General features: G+C 62.9%; 22 protein-coding genes. 12 read left to right on the top strand and 10 right to left on the bottom strand.

Annotation, left to right across the window (positions count from 1 at the left end; genetic code table 11):
- Positions 1-196: 196 nt before the first annotated feature.
- From PVW51_RS00575 to PVW51_RS00550, 6 genes are read right to left on the bottom strand one after another with little or no spacing between them, the layout of a single operon-like run.
- The gene (locus PVW51_RS00575; RefSeq protein WP_274573192.1) at positions 197-1,129 is read right to left on the bottom strand and encodes a 2-hydroxyacid dehydrogenase; all 933 of its coding nucleotides are present in this window, start codon (positions 1,127-1,129) and stop codon (positions 197-199) included.
- A gap of 3 nt (positions 1,130-1,132) precedes the next feature.
- Positions 1,133-2,272: a rod shape-determining protein RodA gene (rodA, locus tag PVW51_RS00570; RefSeq protein WP_274573191.1), complete on the bottom strand. Its 1,140-nt coding sequence runs from the start codon at positions 2,270-2,272 to the stop codon at positions 1,133-1,135.
- On the bottom strand, positions 2,269-4,212 hold the full coding sequence (mrdA, locus tag PVW51_RS00565) for a penicillin-binding protein 2 (RefSeq protein WP_269364064.1): 1,944 nt from the start codon (positions 4,210-4,212) through the stop codon (positions 2,269-2,271). The genes rodA and mrdA overlap by 4 nt, the downstream gene beginning before the upstream one ends.
- 1 nt (position 4,213) lies before the next feature.
- Positions 4,214-4,753: a rod shape-determining protein MreD gene (locus PVW51_RS00560; RefSeq protein ID WP_114277377.1), complete on the bottom strand. Its 540-nt coding sequence runs from the start codon at positions 4,751-4,753 to the stop codon at positions 4,214-4,216.
- Positions 4,750-5,655, bottom strand: a complete 906-nt coding sequence (gene mreC / locus PVW51_RS00555; protein ID WP_114277378.1) for a rod shape-determining protein MreC — start codon at positions 5,653-5,655, stop codon at positions 4,750-4,752. The genes PVW51_RS00560 and mreC overlap by 4 nt, the downstream gene beginning before the upstream one ends.
- 49 nt (positions 5,656-5,704) lie before the next feature.
- Positions 5,705-6,751 (bottom strand): rod shape-determining protein, encoded by a 1,047-nt coding sequence (locus tag PVW51_RS00550; RefSeq protein ID WP_067295094.1) that lies wholly within the window; start codon positions 6,749-6,751, stop codon positions 5,705-5,707.
- 170 nt (positions 6,752-6,921) lie between these two features.
- Between PVW51_RS00550 and PVW51_RS00545 the strand changes: the two genes are divergently transcribed.
- Positions 6,922-7,506, top strand: coding sequence for a VOC family protein (locus tag PVW51_RS00545; protein ID WP_269364070.1), 585 nt, complete (start codon positions 6,922-6,924; stop codon positions 7,504-7,506).
- Between the two features lie 34 nt (positions 7,507-7,540).
- On the opposite strand, the gene PVW51_RS00540 is transcribed toward PVW51_RS00545, so the two are convergent.
- On the bottom strand, positions 7,541-7,852 hold the full coding sequence (locus PVW51_RS00540; protein ID WP_269364072.1) for a DUF1244 domain-containing protein: 312 nt from the start codon (positions 7,850-7,852) through the stop codon (positions 7,541-7,543).
- A gap of 237 nt (positions 7,853-8,089) precedes the next feature.
- Between PVW51_RS00540 and pyk the strand changes: the two genes are divergently transcribed.
- The 4 genes from pyk (at position 8,090) to rplT (ending at position 10,563) form a co-directional block, all read left to right on the top strand.
- Positions 8,090-9,535 (top strand): pyruvate kinase, encoded by a 1,446-nt coding sequence (gene pyk / locus PVW51_RS00535; protein ID WP_269364074.1) that lies wholly within the window; start codon positions 8,090-8,092, stop codon positions 9,533-9,535.
- Positions 9,536-9,579: 44 nt separating this feature from the next.
- Entirely contained in the window at positions 9,580-9,804 is a 225-nt protein-coding gene (locus PVW51_RS00530; protein WP_274573190.1) for a hypothetical protein, read from the top strand.
- Positions 9,805-9,981: 177 nt separating this feature from the next.
- Positions 9,982-10,182: a 50S ribosomal protein L35 gene (gene rpmI / locus PVW51_RS00525; protein WP_071973065.1), complete on the top strand. Its 201-nt coding sequence runs from the start codon at positions 9,982-9,984 to the stop codon at positions 10,180-10,182.
- Positions 10,183-10,197: 15 nt separating this feature from the next.
- On the top strand, positions 10,198-10,563 hold the full coding sequence (gene rplT, locus PVW51_RS00520) for a 50S ribosomal protein L20 (RefSeq protein WP_067295078.1): 366 nt from the start codon (positions 10,198-10,200) through the stop codon (positions 10,561-10,563).
- Between the two features lie 156 nt (positions 10,564-10,719).
- Here the strand turns inward: rplT and PVW51_RS00515 are convergent, their stop codons facing one another.
- The gene (locus PVW51_RS00515; protein ID WP_274573189.1) at positions 10,720-11,307 is read right to left on the bottom strand and encodes an NAD(P)H-dependent oxidoreductase; all 588 of its coding nucleotides are present in this window, start codon (positions 11,305-11,307) and stop codon (positions 10,720-10,722) included.
- A 105-nt stretch (positions 11,308-11,412) separates the two neighbouring features.
- Between PVW51_RS00515 and PVW51_RS00510 the strand changes: the two genes are divergently transcribed.
- The 6 genes from PVW51_RS00510 (at position 11,413) to PVW51_RS00485 (ending at position 17,226) form a co-directional block, all read left to right on the top strand.
- Positions 11,413-11,991, top strand: coding sequence for a TetR/AcrR family transcriptional regulator (locus PVW51_RS00510; RefSeq protein WP_274573188.1), 579 nt, complete (start codon positions 11,413-11,415; stop codon positions 11,989-11,991).
- 78 nt (positions 11,992-12,069) lie between these two features.
- Positions 12,070-13,143: a phenylalanine--tRNA ligase subunit alpha gene (gene pheS / locus PVW51_RS00505; RefSeq protein ID WP_114277385.1), complete on the top strand. Its 1,074-nt coding sequence runs from the start codon at positions 12,070-12,072 to the stop codon at positions 13,141-13,143.
- Positions 13,140-13,565, top strand: a complete 426-nt coding sequence (locus tag PVW51_RS00500) for a hypothetical protein (RefSeq protein ID WP_274573187.1) — start codon at positions 13,140-13,142, stop codon at positions 13,563-13,565. The genes pheS and PVW51_RS00500 overlap by 4 nt, the downstream gene beginning before the upstream one ends.
- Positions 13,562-15,961: a phenylalanine--tRNA ligase subunit beta gene (gene pheT, locus PVW51_RS00495; RefSeq protein ID WP_274573186.1), complete on the top strand. Its 2,400-nt coding sequence runs from the start codon at positions 13,562-13,564 to the stop codon at positions 15,959-15,961. The genes PVW51_RS00500 and pheT overlap by 4 nt, the downstream gene beginning before the upstream one ends.
- Before the next feature lie 9 nt (positions 15,962-15,970).
- Positions 15,971-16,417, top strand: a complete 447-nt coding sequence (locus PVW51_RS00490; RefSeq protein ID WP_274573185.1) for a YtoQ family protein — start codon at positions 15,971-15,973, stop codon at positions 16,415-16,417.
- Positions 16,418-16,545: 128 nt separating this feature from the next.
- Complete coding sequence (locus PVW51_RS00485; protein ID WP_274573184.1) at positions 16,546-17,226, top strand: dimethylsulfonioproprionate lyase family protein; 681 nt, start codon at positions 16,546-16,548, stop codon at positions 17,224-17,226.
- On the opposite strand, the gene PVW51_RS00480 is transcribed toward PVW51_RS00485, so the two are convergent.
- On the bottom strand, positions 17,174-17,872 hold the full coding sequence (locus PVW51_RS00480) for a glutathione S-transferase family protein (RefSeq protein ID WP_274573183.1): 699 nt from the start codon (positions 17,870-17,872) through the stop codon (positions 17,174-17,176). The genes PVW51_RS00485 and PVW51_RS00480 overlap by 53 nt on opposite strands.
- Positions 17,873-18,017: 145 nt before the next feature.
- On the opposite strand from PVW51_RS00480, the gene mscL reads away from it, so the two are divergent.
- Complete coding sequence (gene mscL / locus PVW51_RS00475) at positions 18,018-18,452, top strand: large conductance mechanosensitive channel protein MscL (RefSeq protein ID WP_269364234.1); 435 nt, start codon at positions 18,018-18,020, stop codon at positions 18,450-18,452.
- Positions 18,453-18,510: 58 nt separating this feature from the next.
- On the opposite strand, the gene PVW51_RS00470 is transcribed toward mscL, so the two are convergent.
- Positions 18,511-19,122: a TetR/AcrR family transcriptional regulator gene (locus PVW51_RS00470; protein WP_274573182.1), complete on the bottom strand. Its 612-nt coding sequence runs from the start codon at positions 19,120-19,122 to the stop codon at positions 18,511-18,513.
- Positions 19,123-19,190 lie beyond the last annotated feature (68 nt).

Here is a 19,190-nt window from a genome sequence, read left to right as displayed (position 1 = left end):
CTGCGGGTCTCACCAAACCCAGGGTTTCGGATCCGTCCTTGCGCGACCCCGTGCTGACAGGCCGCCAACCTCTTGCCAAGGATAATCGGCGTATCCCCGCGTTGCGGGGCCCCTCGTCGATTTTCCTTGGCAACCGGCTGTCGCCCTGTCTGTCCGGTCGCACGCAAGGGCGGCTCCGAAACCAGGGACCTGTCGATCAGTAGCCCAGGTCCCGGTCGACGAGATTGAGAAATGCTTCGCCCGACTCGCCGCGCCGGATGTTTTCGGCGACGGATTGCGCGGCTGTCGTGGCCCGCGTTTCGGCAGCGATATGCGGCGTGACCGTGACGCCCGGATGCGCCCAATAGGGATGGTCCTGCGGCAGGGGTTCGGTGCGGAAGACGTCCAGTGTGGCATGGGCGATCTGCCCGCTGTCCAGCGCCTCAATCAGGGCGTCATCGTCGATCAGCGGGCCGCGGCCGGGATTGATGATGAAGGCGCCACGCGGCATCAGGGCCAGGGTTTCGCGGTTCAGCGTATTTTCGGTGGCGGGGGTGTCGGGCAGCAGCAGCACGGCGATTTCGGCGCGGCCAAGCGCCTGTTTCAGCCCCTCTTCGCCATGCAGGCAGGTGACACCGGCGACCTCTCTGGGGCTGCGCGACCATCCGGTCACCTGAAAGCCGATCTCGGCAAGCAGCTTCGCCGCAGCACTGCCCAGGGCACCGAGGCCCAGCATCACGACGGAACGTTCCTGGGCAAGGGGGGGGGTGCGTGGCTCCCAGCGGGCATCACTGCGGGTGATGTCCGTGTCCAGGCCGAGGTGATAGCGCATTACGTGGCCGGTCACCCATTCCACCATGCCCTTTGTCAGGCCGGGATCGACCATGCGCGCCAGCGGGATCTTCAACGTGTCATTGCCGACCACGTTTTCCACTCCGGCCCAGAGGTTCAGCACCGCCTTGGCGCGGGTATAGGGGGTGAAATCCTGCAGGTCGCTGTTCGGGGCATAGACGATGTAATCCACCTCGGCGGGCGGGATATCCATGCTGAGCCGCGCATCGAGGCCCGCGTCGGCAAGCGCCCTGCGCAGGGGCTGTTCATAGGTTTCCCACCGCTCCGATTTCGCGGCGAAAAGGACATTGATGGTCATGGGTTACCTCGGTCTGTGGACATGGGCGGATTGCACGAGACCAAAGGCCAGCAGCAGCACCAGCATGGCTGATCCGCCGTAGCTGACCAATGGCAGGGGCACGCCGACCACCGGCGCCAACCCCATCACCATCGACATATTGACCGCAAAGAACAAAAAGAAGTTCAGCGCGATGCCCAGGGTCAGCAGGGAAGAGAACCGGTCCTTGTTCAGGATCGCGGTGACCACGCAGAACAGGATGATCATCGCATAGAGCCCCAGCAGGCTGAACCCGCCGACAAAGCCGAATTCCTCTGCCAGGGTGGTGAAGATGAAGTCGGTATGCTTTTCCGGCAGGAAGTTCAGCCGCGACTGGGTGCCTTGCATGAAGCCGCGCCCGGTCCAGCCGCCGGACCCCAGCGCGATCTTGGACTGGGTGATGTGATAGCCCGCGCCCAGCGGATCGGCGGCGGGATCGAGAAAGGTGTCGATGCGGCGGTACTGGTAGTCGTTCAGCAATTGCCAGGTGGTGCCGCGCGACTGGAAGACCGCCGTCAGCAGCCCCGTGGCGGAGGCGATGACCGCGGCGAAATAGGCCCAATGCACCCCGGCCAGGAACATCAGCCCGCCCCCCGCCGTCAGCAGCAGGATCGAGGTCCCGAGGTCCGGCTGGCGCAGGACCAGCACGGTCGGCACACAGATGATCAGGACCGGCAGCAACACCCAGAATGGGCGCGATACCTTTTTGGCGGGCAGCCAGTCGTAATAGGCGGCCAGAAACATCACCAGGGTGATTTTCATCAGTTCGGAGGGTTGCAGGTCCATGAACCCCAGGTCGATCCAGCGCTGCGAGCCCTTGCGCTCATCGCCGATCAGCGCCACGGCGACCAGCAGCAGCAGCGAGCCCCCATAGGCCAGGCCCGACAGGTTCCGCCAGAGCCAGATCGGGATCATCGCCACTGCGAGCATCAGGGAGAGGCCAAGGCCGAAGCGTTTCATCTGCGGTTCGGCCCAGGGGGTGAATGACCCTCCGGCGACGGAATAAAGCATCAGGAAACCGATGCAGCAGACCGAGGCCAGCAGCAGCGTCAGCGGCCAGTTCAGGTGCAGGATCTTGCGAAACCCCGTCGGGACCGATTTGACCGTATATTCAAGGTAACTCATGCCTGATCGTTTCCGTTGATCGCGGCCTGGGGCTGCATCTCGCGCAGCTTGCGTTGCTGGGTCTTGATCCGGCCCCGGTCGGCAGAGGGATAGGCCTCCAGCGGGGGCTCGCCCCCTGCAAGCGCCTGCAGGATCACGTCCCGCGCGATGGGGGCAGCTGCCGTAGATCCGCCGCCGCCATGTTCAACCAGCACCGACACCGCATAGCGCGGGTTGTCGAAGGGGGCGAAACTGACAAACAACGCGTGGTCGCGGCGTTCCCAGGGCAGGTCTTCGTTCCGGCTGACCCCGCGCGCCCGTTCGGCGGCGGTGATGTTGCGGACCTGGCTGGTGCCGGTCTTGCCCGCCATGCGGTATTCTTCGGCGATGATGCGCGACCTGTAGCCGGTGCCGCGGCGGTTGTTGACCACCTCGAACATCGCGCGGCGCATCTTGCGCAGGTTGTTTTCGTTCATGCCCAATGACTCGCCCGCGCCACTGGGTTGCTCGACGCCGTCGATTGTCTTGACCAGCCGTGGTGTCACCGCCCGGCCGGTGGCGATGCGCGCGCTCATCACCGCCAGTTGCAGCGGCGAGGCGAGCATGAAGCCCTGCCCGATGGAGGCGTTGACCGTGTCGCCGATGACCCAGTCCGCCCCGCGTGTCTCGCGCTTCCAGCTTTTGGTCGGCGTCAGGCCCGAGGCGACAGAGGACAGCGCCAGTTCATGCTTGATGCCAAGGCCAAAGCGGTTCGCCATGGCCGAAATCTTTTCGATCCCGACCTTGAGGGCGAGATCGTAGTAATAGACGTCGCAGGATTGCTTCAGCGAGTTTTCCAGGTCGACCCAGCCGTGACCCGCGCGTTTCCAGCAGTGAAACCGCCGCCCCGCGACTTCGAGATGGCCGGGGCAATAGACGGTTTCGTCCGGGCCGATGATGCCTTCCTCGATGGCGGCCATGGCCGTCATCATCTTGAAGGTCGAACCGGGCGGGTACGTCCCCTGTACCGTCTTGTTCACCAGGGGGCGGTATTTCGATTCCAGCAGCGGGTTGTAGTCCTTGGAGGAAATCCCGCCGATGAAAAGGTTCGGGTCGTAGGATGGCGCCGAGGCGATGGCGGCCAGGTCGCCGTTCTCACAGTCGATGACCACGACGGCGGCGCTTTCCCCGTCCAGGCGGGCCTGGACGTATTGTTGCAGCTTGGCGTCCACGGTCAGCTGTATGTCCTTGCCCGATTCGCCCTCGCGCCGGGACAGTTCACGCATCACCCGGCCGGTGGCGTTGACCTCCACCTGCTTGGTGCCTGCCTTGCCGCGCAGGATATCCTCGCGCCGGGCTTCCACGTTGATCTTGCCGATCTGGAACCGCGGGATGCGCAGCACCTGGTCGGGGTCCTCCAGCGCGTCGAGGTCGGCCTGGCTGACCCGGCCGACGCGGCCCACCACATGGGCAAAGTCCGAGCCGCGCGGATAGACCCGCGTCAGCCCGACCTCGGGTGTGACGCCGGGCAGGGCGGGCGCATTGACGCTGACGCGGCTGACATCCTCCCAGCTGACATCGTCGACGATGGTGACAGGCAGGAAGGGTGCGGAGCGCTTGATCTCTGCCATGGCGCGTTCGCGGGTTTCCGCGTCAATCGTGATGATCTGTCCCAGACGATCCATCACCGCCTCTGCGTCGCCCGCATCTTCGCGCACCATGACAATGCGATAGCTCGGCACGTTCTGCGCCAGCCGCATGCCGTTGCGGTCAAAGATCTCGCCGCGGGCGGGGGGGATCAGCCGGATGTTGATGCGGTTTTCCTCGGCCAGCAGGCGGAACTGGTCGGCCTGATCGACCTGCAGATACCGCATCCGCGCGGCAAGGCCGCCCATGAACAGCAACTGCGCGCCGCCCAGAAGGGCGGCCCGGCGGGTCAGCCGCGTGTGGTTGGCATCGTTTTCGGCGCGGTTGCGTCTCATCTCAGACCCTCTGCCCCAAAGCATCCAGATCGCCGGGCGCGGTCTTGCGCACCCGCATCAGGCCGTGGGTTACGGCCACGACCAGGGGATAGAATAACAAGGACATGCCCAGTTCCGAAAGGCTGAGTGTGAGGCCCGGCACAGGAACCAGAACAAGGGCAAGTATCAGCCGGTTCGCGACCATGATCAACACCATGATCATGGCAACCGACACCCATTCAGCGGCAAAGCCGCCGTCGCGCAGGGACCGGCCCCGCGACTTGAGGTTTTCACAGCCGACCAGCGCCAGCAACGCCCAGAGGCCCGGCGGGCGCTGCAACAGAAGGTCAGACATCAGAAAGGCGATGGCCAGCGCGAGGGCAGGCACATATTCCGGGCGCCGCAGGCCCCAGGCACAGGCAAAGCACAGCAGCAGGTCGGGGCCGGCCCAGCGGCGGGGCGTGGTTTCCATCGGCAGCAGATGAAAGAACAAGATCACAAGCGCAAGGAACAGGAACGACGCCCGCATCGCCCAAAGCCGGGACAGCGACAGATCGTTCATTCACTCACCTCCGCTTCCGCCTCTGTCTGCACGGGCAAGGGGCCTGCAGGGGAGATCACCTGCGCATTGTCGGTCACCTTCTCGGTGCCGTAGTGCCGCATCACCCGCAGGAATTCCAACCGCTCGTAATCCGCCGCAAGCCGCACGCGCAGCCGCCCGCCGGGGTCGGCGGTGACCTGTCCGATCAGCAGACCCGCAGGAAAGACGCCCCCGTCACCGGATGAAATCACCCGGTCGCCGGGACGCACCAGATCGGGGCTTTCGATGAAATCCAGCGGCGGCGCGGCGGAATTGTCGCCCGCGACGATCGTGCGCTGGCCCGAAGGCTGGATCACCGCCGGGATGCGGCTGGAGGCATCTGTCAGCAGTATCACCCGCGCGGTGTTCTGCGCCACGCCGGAAATGCGGCCGACAAGCCCGATGCCGTCCATGGTGGCCCAGCCGTCCACCAACCCGTCGCGCGCGCCGACGTTCAGCAGGACGGATTGCCGGAAGGGCGAACCGGAATCGGCCAGCACCACCCCGGTGATGAAGGTCAGGCGCGGGTCCAGCCGCACCTTGTTCAGGTCCAGCAGCCTGGCATTTTCCTGTTCCAGTTGCAGGGCCGCTTCCTTCCAGGCCTGCATCTGGCGCAATTCGCTGCGCAGCTCCTGGTTCTGTTCGCTCAGCCGCTGGTAGGATTGAAAGTCGCGCAACAGGTTGATCGTGCCCGTCACCGGCGCCATCGCCCAATCCAGGTTGGGCACCAGCCGGTCGGTGATCTGGGCGCGAAACCGTTCGACGCGCGGACTGTCGATGCGCCACAAAAGAAAGATCGCACCCAGCAGCAGGATCAGCACAGCCAGCAGCAACCGGCGCAGCGGGCCGGTGAAATCACTGCTGGTTGAGCGGTCTTTGGCCATGTCACAAAGGCTCCTGCCCGAGGGGCGGGCGTGGCAATGGTATCAGGATTCAGCTGTCGTAGTCGATGGCGTGGCGCAGCTGTTTTTCGTATTCCAGCGCCTTGCCCGTGCCCAATGCGACGCAGTTGAGCGATTCATCCGCAATGGAAACGGCAAGCCCGGTCTGCTCGCGCAGCGCGAGGTCCAGATCGCCCAGCAATGCGCCACCGCCGGTCAGCATGACGCCCCGGTCCACAATATCCGCCGCAAGGTCGGGCGGGGTGGTTTCCAGCGCGGTCATCACCGCCTCGCAGATCTGCTGCACCGGTTCGGCCAGCGCCTCGGCGATCTGGGCCTGCGTGACCTCGATCTCTTTCGGCACGCCGTTCAGCAGGTCGCGGCCACGGATCTGCATCGAAGTGCCGCGCCCGTCGTCGGGCATCCGCGCCGTGCCGATGGAGGTCTTGATGCGTTCTGCGGTGGTTTCGCCCACCAGCAGGTTCTGCTGACGGCGCAGGTAGCTGATGATTGCCTCGTCCATCCGGTCGCCGCCGACGCGGACGGAGCGGGCATAAACGATGTCACCAAGGCTGAGAACCGCCACTTCGGTGGTCCCGCCACCGATGTCCACGACCATATTGCCGGTGGGATCGGTGATCGGCATCCCCGCACCGATGGCCGCCGCGATGGGTTCGGCGATCAGACCCGCGCGGCGTGCGCCAGCGGAAAGAACCGATTGGCGAATCGCGCGTTTCTCGACCGGGGTGGCGCCATGCGGCACGCAGACGATGATCTTGGGCTTTGAAAAGGTGGAGCGTTTATGCACCTTTCGGATGAAGTGCTTGATCATCTCCTCGGCGGTGTCGAAATCCGCGATGACACCTTCGCGCATCGGGCGGATCGCCTCGATACTGCCGGGGGTGCGTCCCAGCATCAGCTTGGCGTCCTCGCCCACGGCCAGCACCTTCTTGACCCCGTCCTTGATATGATAGGCAACGACCGACGGCTCAGACAGAACAATCCCGCGACCCTTGACGTAGACAAGCGTATTCGCCGTGCCCAGATCAATCGCCATGTCGGAAGAAAACATGCCGCGGAGATTTCCAAAGATGTTCATGCGGTGCAAACCTTGATTAAAAGCCCAATCAGCCCGCGACTCTGACAGAGGCGGGCGCGCAGCCCTTATAGGCTTCGCTCCACTGAGGCGAAAGGGGGGCTCTGAGAAGTCTCGGCATCTTGTCGCCGCCGGGTTAGGCTGGGCAAGAAAACAAAGGGTGGAGATATATAATGAAGAAAATTCAATCGCTCGGCGTCCATCACATCACGCTGACCGGTGCCGACCGTCAATCCTCGATCGACTTCTGGGAGGGGGTGCTGGGCATGCCTTTCATCTTCGACCAGCCCAATCTGGACGACCCGGACGAGGGGCATCTGTATTTTGATCCCGGTGACGGCCGGTTGATCACGATATTCACAAATGAAAACCGAAAGCCTGTTCATAACAGAACCCCGACCGATCCGGGCTGCGTGCATCATCTGGCGCTTGAGGTCGATCAGGCGACGCATGAACAGGTGCTTGACCGCCTGGCAGAGCGGGGCATCCCGAATTCCGGGATCAAGGACCGGGGTTTCATGAAGTCGATCTATTTCAAGGACCCGCTGGGCTTTCTGATCGAACTGGCCTGCTACACCTTCATCCCGCCGCGCGGCAGCAGCCATGCCGAGGTCATGCTGGAGGCACACAAGCTGCGCGTCGCACGGGGCGACAAGGCCATCGGCCGCAGCCATCTGGCCGACGCGGTGCTGTTGATCGTGGAGCGCAGCCAGTTGTCGCTGAGCGAGGATCGCGGCGCGCGCAACCCTTACGGGTGAGCCATCGCAAGGCGGCAGGTCGCGCGCAGGGCGGTCAGCCTTCGCCGACGTTTTTGGCAAAGGCTTCCTTGAACTCAGCCTGCTGGCCGGATGTCGCATCGGTCTGGTAGTTCTTCTTCCAGTCCTCCATCGACATGCCGTAAAACAGCTCGCGGGCCTCTTCCTTGGTCATTTCGATGCCCCGTGCATTGGCCGCTTCCTGATACCAGCGGCTCAGGCAGTTGCGGCAGAATCCGGCAAGGTTCATCAGGTCGATGTTCTGAACGTCGGTGCGGTCCTGCATCAGATGCTGTTGCAGACGGCGAAAGGCGGCGGCCTGCAGTTCGATCTCTTGCTGATCTGGCATGGTGATCTCCTTTTGGATGAAAGCTGGGGGGGCATCGCACAGGTGTCAAGCAGATGCGCCATTGAGCATCGAAATCATCCGGTGAAAGGCGGCCGGGGCTGGCAGAAGCTTAGCATTCATGAAACCTTGGGTGATTATGACGGTGGGGCTTCATATGGGCGGCAATGTATGTTACCGCTAACGGAAGAAAATTAACGGGCCACTGTCTGGCCCAGAAGAAAGAACAGGGAAAATCACATGAGACGCCTGCGCAACGTAAAGATCGTGGCAACCTTGGGCCCTGCATCCGATACCTACGAGATGATCGAAACGCTGCACAAGGCCGGGGCGGACGTGTTTCGCCTGAACATGAGCCATGGCAGCCACGAGGAAATCCGCGAAAAGCACCGCATCATCCGCGAGGTCGAAGAGAACCTTGGCAGCACCATCGGCATTCTGGCTGACCTGCAGGGCCCGAAACTGCGCGTGGGTGTCTTTGCCGGTGACAGCGAACAGCTTGATCCCGGTGCCAGTTTCCGGCTCGATCTGGACGAGGCGGAAGGTGATGCAAGCCGGGTCAACCTGCCCCACCCCGAGATTTTCCAGGCGCTTGAGCCGGGGGCGACCCTGCTGGTCAATGACGGAAAGATCAGGCTGAAGGTCAAGGACTGCGGTCCGGATTTTGCCAATTGCGAAGTGGTGATCGGCGGCATCATTTCCAACCGCAAAGGGGTGAACGTGCCCGATGTTGTGCTGCCGCTGGCGGCGCTGTCGGACAAGGACCGCGCGGATCTGGAATTTGTCTGCGGCCTGGGCGTGGACTGGCTGGCGCTGAGCTTTGTGCAGCGCCCCGAAGACGTGACCGAAGCACGCGATCTGGCAAAGGGACGGGCCTCCATCCTGTCCAAGATCGAAAAACCCTCGGCGGTGACGCGGTTCGACGACATTCTGGCGGTCAGCGACGGCATCATGGTCGCACGCGGCGATCTGGGTGTCGAACTGCCGGTGCAGAACGTCCCGCCGATCCAGAAACGCCTGGTGCGCAAATGCCGTATGGCGGGCAAGCCGGTGATCGTCGCCACCCAGATGTTGGAATCGATGATCGAAAGCCCGATGCCCACCCGGGCGGAAGTGTCGGACGTGGCCACCGCGATCTATGAGGGGGCCGATGCTGTCATGCTCTCGGCCGAATCCGCGGCGGGCGCCTATCCGGTCGAGGCGGTGCAGACCATGAACAATGTCGCCTCCGAGGTGGAGCTGGACCCGACCTATACCCAGATCATCGAATCCTCGCGCATCGCCGACCGTGAAACCGTGGCCGACGCCATTGTTGCTGCGGCCCGCGAGATTGCGGAAACCACCGAGATCAAGGCGATCTGCTGCTTTACCCAAAGCGGGACCACCGCCGTGCTCACAGCCCGTGAGCGGCCCCGCGTGCCGATCATCGCGCTGACCCCCGATGTGCGCACCGCCCGGCGGCTTGCATTGAGCTGGGGCACGAACTGCGTGATCACACCGCCGCTGGACCGGTTCAAGCTGGCGGTTGTCGCGGCCGTCAAGGCGGCAACCGCCGAAGGTTTCGCACAGGCGAAAGACCTGATTGTCGTCACCGCCGGCGTGCCCTTCAACGTGCCGGGCACCACCAATATCCTGCGCGTTGCCCCCTGCGACGAAAGTTTGATTTTTGCATCCGATCCGGAGTAGCCTGTTCAGGTAGTTGATTTTTTCTCAATCAGGAGTGGTCGGTAATGGACCCTGATCTGGCACTTGTCCTCGGCATCGTGATCGGGGCGCTCTCGATCCCGTCCATCCTGTCGGCCCTGTCTGACAGGCGCGCGCCGCGCGCCTCGGCGCTGACGATCCTGATCGCCGGGGGGCTGGTCCTCTATGCTGCGCAGAACAAGCCGCAGGGCTATGCGCTGGAAGAGGTGCCGGATGTCTTTGTGGATGTCGTCGCCCGCTATATGCCCTGAGGCCGGACGAGGTTTCACCGGCCGGCGGATGCGCCGGTAAACCAGCAGCCGCGCAACCGCATCGCGGCACTTGCCAAACCGGCACAACCCTCCTATACGCCCTCACTCAACCCGCGCGTCCGGCCAACGTGGCATGCCGAGTCGCGCGTCAACCGAACTCAATAGACGGAGACGGAAATGCCCAAGATGAAGACGAAATCGAGCGCCAAGAAGCGCTTCAAGATCTCGGCGACCGGTAAGGTCATCGGGGGTCAGGCCGGCAAACGCCATGGCATGATCAAGCGGACCAAGAAATTCATCCGCGACGCACGCGGCACGACAGTTCTGTCAGAGCCCGATGCAAAGATCATCAAGGGCTATATGCCCTACGACCGCTGATAGAGGAGAACCGAGATGTCCCGAGTTAAAGGTGGTACAGTCACCCACGCCCGTCACAAGAAGATCGTCAAGGCCGCCAAAGGTTACTACGGCCGCCGCAAGAACGTCTTCAAGGTCGCCACACAGGCGGTCGACAAGGCGAACCAATACGCCACACGTGACCGCAAGAACCGCAAGCGGAACTTCCGCGCGCTGTGGATCCAGCGGATCAACGCCGCTGTGCGCTCCCATGACGAATCGCTGACATACAGCCGTTTCATCAACGGTCTGAACCTGGCCGGCATCGAAGTGGACCGTAAGGTTCTGGCCGACCTGGCCGTGCACGAACCCGAAGCCTTCGGTGCGATCGTCAAGCAGGCACAGGCGTCACTGGCCGCGTAATCCGCGCCAGTCGGAAATTTCAAAAGGCCCCCGCAGCGATGCGGGGGCCTTTTTGTTTGGGCAGGTTCAGCATGGGTGGCACTGGCTGTGCGGCTGCGGGTTTCCGGCCGGCAGGGGGCAGGGCGCGTTACAGGGGCCGCGCACCAGCGTTGCGGCTCAGACCCCCGCCTTGCCCAATTGCCCCACATTCGCCAGCCAGCCGTCAACCTGCCCGGCCCCGGGGCTGCTTGCGGCAGAGAAAAAGCTTACCCTGGTCGGTTTGATTCCGACAAAGCGCAGGATCTGCCCGCGCATCTGATGCAGGATCGCATTGCGATAGATCAGCGACAGGAACCATCTAGGCGTGTCCGAGGTCAGGATCAACCGCGCCGAACGGCCCGAGAGCAATGGTTTGGGCATCTTGCCCCTGGGCACCCGGCTGTCAAAGGTCCGGCCCGGCAGGAACGCCCGGTCAATCGCGCCCTTCAGCTTGGCCGGAATGCCGCCCCACCACATCGGCGCGGTCAGGACGACATGCTCTGCCCATTCGATGTCCGCCAGCAGCCTTTCCAGGGCGGGCTCCAGCGGCTTGGTTTTGCCAAAACCTGCAAATCCATGGTCGGGGTCGAAATCCATCGCTGCGATATGGGTCAGGCGCACCTCATGCCCCGCTGCACGCGCCGCGACGGCATAGGATTCGGCCAAGGCGCGGTTCAGGGAGGTTTCGGCCGGGTGGCCATTCAGGATGTAGATGCGTTTCGACATGGTGATTCCTTGTAATTGACCGTGGTCATTAATTGCTAGCGGTTAAAATGACCACGGTCAATAATCAAATTTGACCGCGGTCAGGGATCGTGCCACATCTGGGGAATGAAACAGGCTGTCCAGAAACGCACCCTCGAAACCCGCGCCCGGCTGGTGGCCGCGGCCAAGGGGCTGGTCGCGGCGCAGGGCTATGCCGCGCTGCGGGTCGAGGATGTCGTGGCAAAGGCGGGGGTGGCCAAGGGCACCTTCTTTGCCCATTTCCCCGACAAGGATGCACTGATGGATCTGCTGATCGGGGCCGAGATCGACCGCCACCTTGATGCCATCGCGGATCTGTCCGCCCCGCGCGACGTGGATGAATTTGTCACGGTTCTGATGCCGTTACTGCGTTTCATGACCTGCGAACGCTATGTCTTTGACGTGATCCTGCGCCACTCCGGCGCGGCGCTGGCAGAGGAGATCGGACCGATTGCCACCACCTTTGTGCGCCAGGCCGAGGTTGTTGCCGCATGGCTGGACCAGGGCCCGTTTCGCCGCGATGTCTCCCCGGATCTGCTGGCCGAAGGGGTGCAGGCATTTGTCACCCAGGCGATGGCGCTGCATTTCTGCGCACTGCACAACGCCGTGCCGCTGGACCAGCGCCTGCGCCCCTATCTGTCGGCCTGGCTGCACCCGGGCATCTGAACCCGCTTCACGCCCCGCATGGCTTGTATTCAGCGGCCAGTCTGCTAGCACGACCCCGACAGTTGAAGGACGATTGCGATGGACGATCTCAAGCAGAAATACCTTTCCCGGATTGCCGATGCGGCGGACGAGGCCTCCCTCGAAGACATCCGTGTCACCGCCGTGGGCAAGAAGGGTGAGATTGCGCTGAAAATGCGCGAGCTGGGCAAGATGACCCCGGAAGAACGGCAAGTGGCCGGTCCCGCGCTGAATGCCCTGAAGGACGAGATCAACTCCGCCCTCGCGGCCAAGAAGGCGGCGCTGGGCGACGCGGCACTGAACGAGCGCCTGCGCAGCGAATGGCTGGATGTGACCTTGCCCACCCGCGCCCGGCGGCAGGGCACGATCCACCCGATCAGCCAGGTGACCGAGGAGCTGACGGCAATTTTTGCCGAGATGGGCTTCTCCGTCGCGGAAGGGCCGCGCATCGACACCGACTGGTACAATTTCGACGCGCTCAACATCCCCGGCCACCACCCGGCACGGGCGGAAATGGACACCTTCTATATGGCGCGCGCGGAAGGCGACAACCGCCCGCCACATGTGCTGCGCACCCATACCTCCCCGGTGCAGATCCGCACGATGGAAGCGCAGGGCGCGCCGCTGCGCATCATTTGCCCAGGTGGCGTCTATCGCGCGGATTACGACCAGACCCATACGCCGATGTTCCACCAGGTCGAGGGGCTGGCGATTGACCGCGATATCTCCATGGCGAACCTCAAGTGGGTGCTTGAGGAATTCTTTGCCGCCTTCTTCGAGATCGACGGGATCAAGACACGCTTCCGCGCCTCGCATTTCCCCTTCACCGAACCCTCGGCAGAGGTCGACATCCAGTGTTCCTGGGTCGATGGCCAGTTGCGCATCGGCGAGGGCGACGGCTGGCTGGAGGTGCTGGGCAGCGGCATGGTGCACCCCCATGTGCTGCGCTCCGGCGGGGTGGATCCGGATCAGTGGCAGGGCTTTGCCTTTGGCATGGGGATCGACCGCATCGCGATGCTGAAATACGGCGTGCCGGACCTGCGGGCCTTCTTTGATTCAGACCTGCGCTGGCTGCGGCACTATGGGTTCGCCTCGCTGGACCAGCCGAATTTGCATGGGGGGTTGAGTCGGTGATTGTCGAGACAATACTTGCCGCTCTAGTTGCTTCAGCTTTTGGTTCAGCCGCCTATCTCTACCAAAAATCTGTTGATCGAAAAGAAGCACTTATCGAGAAAAGACGCACCGCCTATGAGGCGATGTTATCAGCGCTCTATCACTTCGACTTCCGTGAAAGGGCGCGAGGCACCGAGCAATATGACAAAGCTCGCCTGCAGCTTGCGCTTCTGGCATCTGACGACGTCCTTCGTGCCCTTTCAATGGTGCATGAAGGTACGCATGTTGATGGCGATGGCATTGGCCCTGAAGACCTAAATCAACGGTCAGTGGACCTTGTATGTGCAATGCGAGAAGATGTTTTTGAGTCAACAAAGATATCTGGATCTGACCTAGAATACATCCTGCCGATTGGCATTCGTAGCGTAGGAACGACGATATGAAATTCACCCTGTCCTGGCTGAAAGAGCATCTGGATACGACCGCTTCGGTCGATGAAATCACCTATGCCCTGACCGATCTGGGTCTGGAGGTCGAAGGGGTCGAGGACCGCGGCGCGAAACTGGCGGATTTTACCATCGGTTACGTGAAATCTGCGGAAAAGCATCCTGATGCGGACCGCCTGAACGTCTGTCAGGTCGAAACCGACGAAGGTGTGACCCAGATCATCTGTGGCGCGCCCAATGCGCGTGCAGGCATCACCGTGGTGGTCGCCAAGCCCGGCGTCTATGTGCCCGGCATCGACACGACCATCGGCGTGGGCAAGATCCGCGGCATCGAGAGCTATGGCATGATGGCCTCCGAGCGCGAGATGGAACTGAGCGAGGAACACGACGGCATCATCGAACTGCCCTCGGGCGAGGTGGGGCAGCGGTTTGTCGACTGGCTGGCCCAGAATGACCCGGCCAAGGTTGATCCGGTGATCGAGATTGCCATCACCCCCAACCGCCCCGATGCGCTGGGCGTGCGCGGCATCGCCCGCGATCTGGCGGCACGCGGTCTGGGCAAGCTGAAACCGCGCGACGTGGATGCGGTGGAGGGTGCCTTCCCCTGTCCGGTCACCGTCAGCATCGACGAGGACACACGCGACCAATGTCCGGTGTTTTACGGCCGCATGATCCGGGGCGTGACCAATGGCCCGTCACCTGCCTGGCTGCAGGACCGCCTGCGCGCCATCGGGTTGCGGCCGATCTCCTTCCTCGTGGATGTCACGAACTTCTTCACCTATGACCGCAACCGCCCGCTGCACGTCTTTGACGCGGACAAGATCGCGGGCAATGCGCTGCGGGTACATCGCGCCCTGGGCGGCGAGACGATAATGGCGCTCGACGACAAGGAATATACATTCGAAGCGGGCATGACCCTGATTTCCGACGCCGATGGCGTGGAAAGCATTGGCGGTGTCATGGGCGGCGCCGGGTCGGGCTGCACGGCGGAAACCACCAATGTCTTCATCGAGGCGGCCTATTTCGATCCGGTGCGCACCGCCTATACGGGCCGCGCGCTCAAGATCAATTCCGATGCGCGTTACCGGTTCGAGCGCGGGATCGACCCGGCCTGGACGCCTTTTGGCATCGAACATGCCACCCGGATGATCCTGGATCACGCGGGCGGCGAGGCTTCCGAGGTTGTGGTGGCGGGGCAGATCCCGGACACGGCCCGCGCCTACAAGCTGGACGCGGCAAGGGTGCAGTCGCTGGTCGGCATGACCATTCCCGAAAGCGATCAGCGCCAGACGCTGACATCGCTGGGCTTCCGGCTGGAAGGCAACATGGCCCATGTGCCGACATGGCGGCCCGATGTTCAGGGAGAGGCGGACTTGGTGGAAGAGGTGGCCCGTATCGCCTCGCTGACCAAGCTGGAGGGGCGGCCGCTGCCGCGCCTGACCGCAGGTGTGCCGCGCCCCGTGCTGTCTCCGACACAGCGCCGGATCGGGGCGGCGCGCCGTGCCACCGCCGCGCTGGGCTATAACGAATGCGTCTCCTACAGCTTCATTGACCAGGCCTCAGCCGCGCTTTTCGGGGGCGGCACGGATGCGACCCGGCTGGAAAACCCGATCTCAGCCGACATGAGCCACATGCGCCCGGCGCTTTTGCCGGGATTGTTGCAGGCGGCCGCGCGCAACCAGGCGCGGGGCCATGCGGATATGGCACTGTTCGAGGTCGGCCCGGCCTTTCAGGGGGGCGAGCCGGGTGAACAGGCGGAGATGATCACCGGGCTGCTGATCGGGCGCACCGGACCCAAGGATGTGCATGGCGCGTCCCGGCCCGTGGATGTCTTTGACGTCAAGGCGGATGCGGAAGCGGTGCTGTCGGCGATGGGCGCCCCGGCGCGGGTGCAGATTCTGCGCGGCGCGCCGGATTACTGGCATCCGGGCCGGCACGGCATGATCTGCCTGGGCCCGAAGAAGATCCTGGGCATCTTCGGCGAAGTGCATCCGAAAATCCTGACCGCGATGGACGTGAAGGGGCCCGCCATGGCCTTTACCATCTGGCCTGATGAAATCCCGCTGCCGCGCAAGGCCGGGGCCACCCGTGCCGCGCTTCGGATCAGCGATCTGCAGGCGGTTGAGCGTGACTTTGCCTTTGTCGTGGATGCCGGGGTCGAGGCGCTGACGCTGGTCAATGCGGCGCTGGGCGCGGACAAGTCGCTGATCGAGGATGTGCGCGTCTTCGACGAATTTATCGGCGGATCGCTGGGCGAGGGTAAAAAGTCGCTGGCGATCACGGTGCGGATGCAGCCCAGCGAAACCACATTGAAAGACGCGGATATCGAGGCGGTCGGGGCCAAGGTGATCGAAAAGGTCACCAAGGCCACGGGCGGCGTTCTGCGCGGTTAAGGGGGACATATGCTCAGAGTTTACCTGTCCGGCGAAATCCACACCGATTGGCGCGAACAGATCGTCGAGGGGGCCAGCGGGCTGGATGTCGCCTTTGACGGTCCGGTCACCGACCACGCCGCCAGCGACGATTGCGGCGTGGCGATCCTGGGCGCGGAGGCGGACAAGTTCTGGCACGACCGCAAGGGCGCGCAGATGAACGCCATCCGCACCCGCAAGGGGATTGCGGATGCGGATGTGGTGGTTGTGCGCTTTGGCGATCAATACAAGCAATGGAACGCCGCATTCGACGCGGGCTATGCCGCCGCCCTGGGCAAGTCGCTGATCATTCTGCACGGGCCTGACCATGCCCATGCGCTGAAGGAAGTGGATGCCGCTGCCCTGGCGGTTGCGTCGGAACCGGCGCAGGTGGTGCAGATCCTGCGCTATGTGCTGAACGGCACGCTGCCGGATTAGGCCCCAGGACCCGTTCATTGATCCTACGTGTTCGGCGGCGCGTTTTCGACGCTGCCGCGTCGCAATCAGGCGCGTCGCGCGATGCGGCCTTTCTTACATCTCCCACCAGCTTCAGGGAGGGCGCGAGGATGCAAACGATTGCGGCGGACCGGAAAGTCTGGGACCACCTTCTGGCCACGGCCCGCGCCACACACGAGGCGCATCCCGCCCTGCAGGCCTTCTGTCCGTTCCCCGACGATCTGCGCCCGCAGGATGTCGCGCCGTTCGAAGTGCCGGCAGCGGCCGTTATGGCGGCTGAAACCGGGCTGTATGATGGGTGTAACGACGCCCTGCGCGATGCCTTTCTTGCCGCCGGTGGCCAAGCGCTCTGGCATGAAACCTACAAAGGTACGGATATCGGCCAGGATTTCATGGAGCGGTTTGGCTGCTTTTGCCTGATCGGCGAGGGCGGCGCGTTTCACAGTGACCGGATGCGCGCGTGGATGGTCTATATGCCACCGCACCTGCACTACCGCTGGCACCACCACCCGGCCGAGGAAATGTACCTGACCGTGGCGGGGGATGCCCTGTTCATGCGCGCCGGGTGCGAACCCGAAGTCCTGTACGCGGGCGACACCAGCACACATGCCAGCAACCAGCCCCACGCGATGGAAACCGGGGAGCACCCGATCATGGCCTATGTGATCTGGCGCAACGGCTTTGACATGCCGCCAATGCTGACCGACAGTTTGTCCGCCCTGCCAGAAACGGTGCCGGTCATTCCCGCGGGGGTGTCACCAGACCCTTCTGCACTGCGGGGCGGGCAGTGAACCGTTCCAGATAATCCACCAGGTTGCTGTGATCTTCCCAGCCCACCACCTCTTTCGCGCCATAAAAATCGAGCCCCCGCAGCCAGGGCGCGATGGCGATGTCGGCGATGGAATAGTCACCGGCAATCCAATCCTTGCCCTCAAGTGCCAGGTTCAGCACGTTCAGCAGGCGCTTTGCCTCGTTGACGTAGCGTTGCTGGGGGCGTTTGTCTTCCCATTCGGATCCGGCGAATTTGTAGAAAAAGCCGAGCTGGCCCAGCATCGGACCAAGACCGCCCATCTGGAACATCAGCCACTGGATGACATGCGCCTTTTCGGTCGCGGTGCTGCCGATCAGCTTGCCTGACTTTTCTGCCAGATAGATCAGGATCGCGCCGGATTCGAAAAGGCCCACAGGTGTGCCGTCCGGCCCTTTCGGGTCAATGAACGCCGGGATCTTGTTGTTGGGGTTCAGCGACAGGAACTCCGGGCTTTTCACGTCGGCATCCGACAGGGTGACTTTGTGCGCCTCATAGGGAATGCCCATTTCCTCCAGCGCGATGGAGACCTTGACGCCGTTCGGCGTGGGAAAGGAATAAAGCTGCAATACGCCCGGGTCTTTCGGCGGCCATTTGCGGGCGATGGGGAAGGAATCGAAAACTGACATGGAGGGCTCCTTTGGTTTCATGATGCAAGGTAGTTGCTTTTCCCCGCAGTAACAGACTTCCACCTGTGCGAAGTTATGCTAACAAATGTGCATTGCTGAACGGACCGAAAGCCGTCCGGGCATCTACTGGAAAGAGGGACATGTTGTGATTAACGAATTCAAGGACTTCATCGCCAAGGGCAATGTTATGGACATGGCCGTCGGTATCATCATCGGCGCGGCCTTTACCGCCATCGTGACATCGCTGGTCGGCGATCTGATCAATCCGATCATCGGCCTGTTCTCGGGCGGGGTGGATTTTACCAATAACTATGCCGTGCTGGCCGGTGACGTGCCTGCCGGTGCCTCATTGGAAGCCGCGCGGGAGGCGGGCGCCTCTGTCTTTGCCTATGGCGCCTTCATCATGGCGGTCATCAATTTCCTGATCATCGCCTTTGTGGTCTTCATGCTGGTCAAGATGGTCAACCGCGTCAAATCAGCGGCCGAGAAACCCGAAGAGGTCGCTCCCGAAGTCGAGACCGGGCCGTCGGAGCTGGACGTTCTGCTGGAAATCCGCGACCAGCTTGCCAAGGGCAAGTGATCCGCTCCGCTTTCGATCAAAGGCCCGCTTTGGTGGGCCTTTTTCTGTTTCCGGCGCTTCAGTCGCCCGCAGCCGGGCTTGACCCCAGGCCGAGGTATCCGCGCGCCAGCCGCCCGGATCTGAGCAACAGTGCCTCCTGATCGGTTTCACCGGCCATGCCTGCGGCATCAATCATGCCACGCAGCGCCGCCACCAGATCGCGGGCCAGCAGTTCGGCATCCTCCAGCCCCGCATGGGTCAGAAATGCTGCGACCCTTTGTAGAATGGCGGCGTTCAGGGCCTTTGTTTCTTCCTCCAGCGGGAGGACAGCATCGGCATATTCCAGCATCCGGGCCAGTTTGGGCCGGCGCAGCTGATGGCCGACGGCCGCGTGCAGCAACCTCTCCAGGGTGGTCTCCACATCCTCCGCGGCCATGTCGCGGGTGGCTGTCTGCACATCTTCCAGCAGTTGAGCGCGCTCCCGGCGGATGATCTCGGCCAGGATCGCCTCCTTAGACGGGAAATATTGATACAGCGTCCCGATGCTCACCCCCGCGACCTCGGCCACGCGGTTGGTGTTCAGCCGGTCAAACCCTTCTGCCACCAGAATGCGAGCAGCCGCCTCCAGGATGGCGTCGTAACTGACGCGGGCGCGGGCCTGCGTTGGTGTTTTTCGGGGGTTTATCCGCATCTCCAGGGCCACCTCCAGAAGCGAGTAGAGGAATGTGAGCGATTGCTCATACTAATGAACTGCAAGCA

Source organism: Sulfitobacter sp. PR48, from assembly GCF_028807335.1.
In the GTDB taxonomy this organism is placed as follows: Bacteria; Pseudomonadota; Alphaproteobacteria; order Rhodobacterales; family Rhodobacteraceae; genus Sulfitobacter.
The sequence above is the reverse complement of the archived record's forward strand: the minus strand, read 5'-3'. Positions and strand labels throughout refer to the sequence as shown.

Coding starts and splice junctions, on each gene's coding strand:
- PVW51_RS00510 (WP_274573188.1), top strand. CDS start 11,413: ATGAAACAGGCTGTCCAGAAACGCACCCTCGAAACCCGCGCCCGGCTG.
- PVW51_RS00540 (WP_269364072.1), bottom strand. CDS start 7,852: ATGCCAGATCAGCAAGAGATCGAACTGCAGGCCGCCGCCTTTCGCCGT.
- PVW51_RS00470 (WP_274573182.1), bottom strand. CDS start 19,122: ATGCGGATAAACCCCCGAAAAACACCAACGCAGGCCCGCGCCCGCGTC.
- pheT (WP_274573186.1), top strand. CDS start 13,562: ATGAAATTCACCCTGTCCTGGCTGAAAGAGCATCTGGATACGACCGCT.
- PVW51_RS00550 (WP_067295094.1), bottom strand. CDS start 6,751: ATGAACATCTTTGGAAATCTCCGCGGCATGTTTTCTTCCGACATGGCG.
- pyk (WP_269364074.1), top strand. CDS start 8,090: ATGAGACGCCTGCGCAACGTAAAGATCGTGGCAACCTTGGGCCCTGCA.
- PVW51_RS00485 (WP_274573184.1), top strand. CDS start 16,546: ATGCAAACGATTGCGGCGGACCGGAAAGTCTGGGACCACCTTCTGGCC.
- PVW51_RS00560 (WP_114277377.1), bottom strand. CDS start 4,753: ATGAACGATCTGTCGCTGTCCCGGCTTTGGGCGATGCGGGCGTCGTTC.
- PVW51_RS00575 (WP_274573192.1), bottom strand. CDS start 1,129: ATGACCATCAATGTCCTTTTCGCCGCGAAATCGGAGCGGTGGGAAACC.
- rpmI (WP_071973065.1), top strand. CDS start 9,982: ATGCCCAAGATGAAGACGAAATCGAGCGCCAAGAAGCGCTTCAAGATC.
- PVW51_RS00490 (WP_274573185.1), top strand. CDS start 15,971: ATGCTCAGAGTTTACCTGTCCGGCGAAATCCACACCGATTGGCGCGAA.
- mreC (WP_114277378.1), bottom strand. CDS start 5,655: ATGGCCAAAGACCGCTCAACCAGCAGTGATTTCACCGGCCCGCTGCGC.
- rplT (WP_067295078.1), top strand. CDS start 10,198: ATGTCCCGAGTTAAAGGTGGTACAGTCACCCACGCCCGTCACAAGAAG.
- rodA (WP_274573191.1), bottom strand. CDS start 2,272: ATGAGTTACCTTGAATATACGGTCAAATCGGTCCCGACGGGGTTTCGC.
- PVW51_RS00515 (WP_274573189.1), bottom strand. CDS start 11,307: ATGTCGAAACGCATCTACATCCTGAATGGCCACCCGGCCGAAACCTCC.
- PVW51_RS00545 (WP_269364070.1), top strand. CDS start 6,922: ATGAAGAAAATTCAATCGCTCGGCGTCCATCACATCACGCTGACCGGT.
- PVW51_RS00480 (WP_274573183.1), bottom strand. CDS start 17,872: ATGTCAGTTTTCGATTCCTTCCCCATCGCCCGCAAATGGCCGCCGAAA.
- PVW51_RS00530 (WP_274573190.1), top strand. CDS start 9,580: ATGGACCCTGATCTGGCACTTGTCCTCGGCATCGTGATCGGGGCGCTC.
- pheS (WP_114277385.1), top strand. CDS start 12,070: ATGGACGATCTCAAGCAGAAATACCTTTCCCGGATTGCCGATGCGGCG.
- mrdA (WP_269364064.1), bottom strand. CDS start 4,212: ATGAGACGCAACCGCGCCGAAAACGATGCCAACCACACGCGGCTGACC.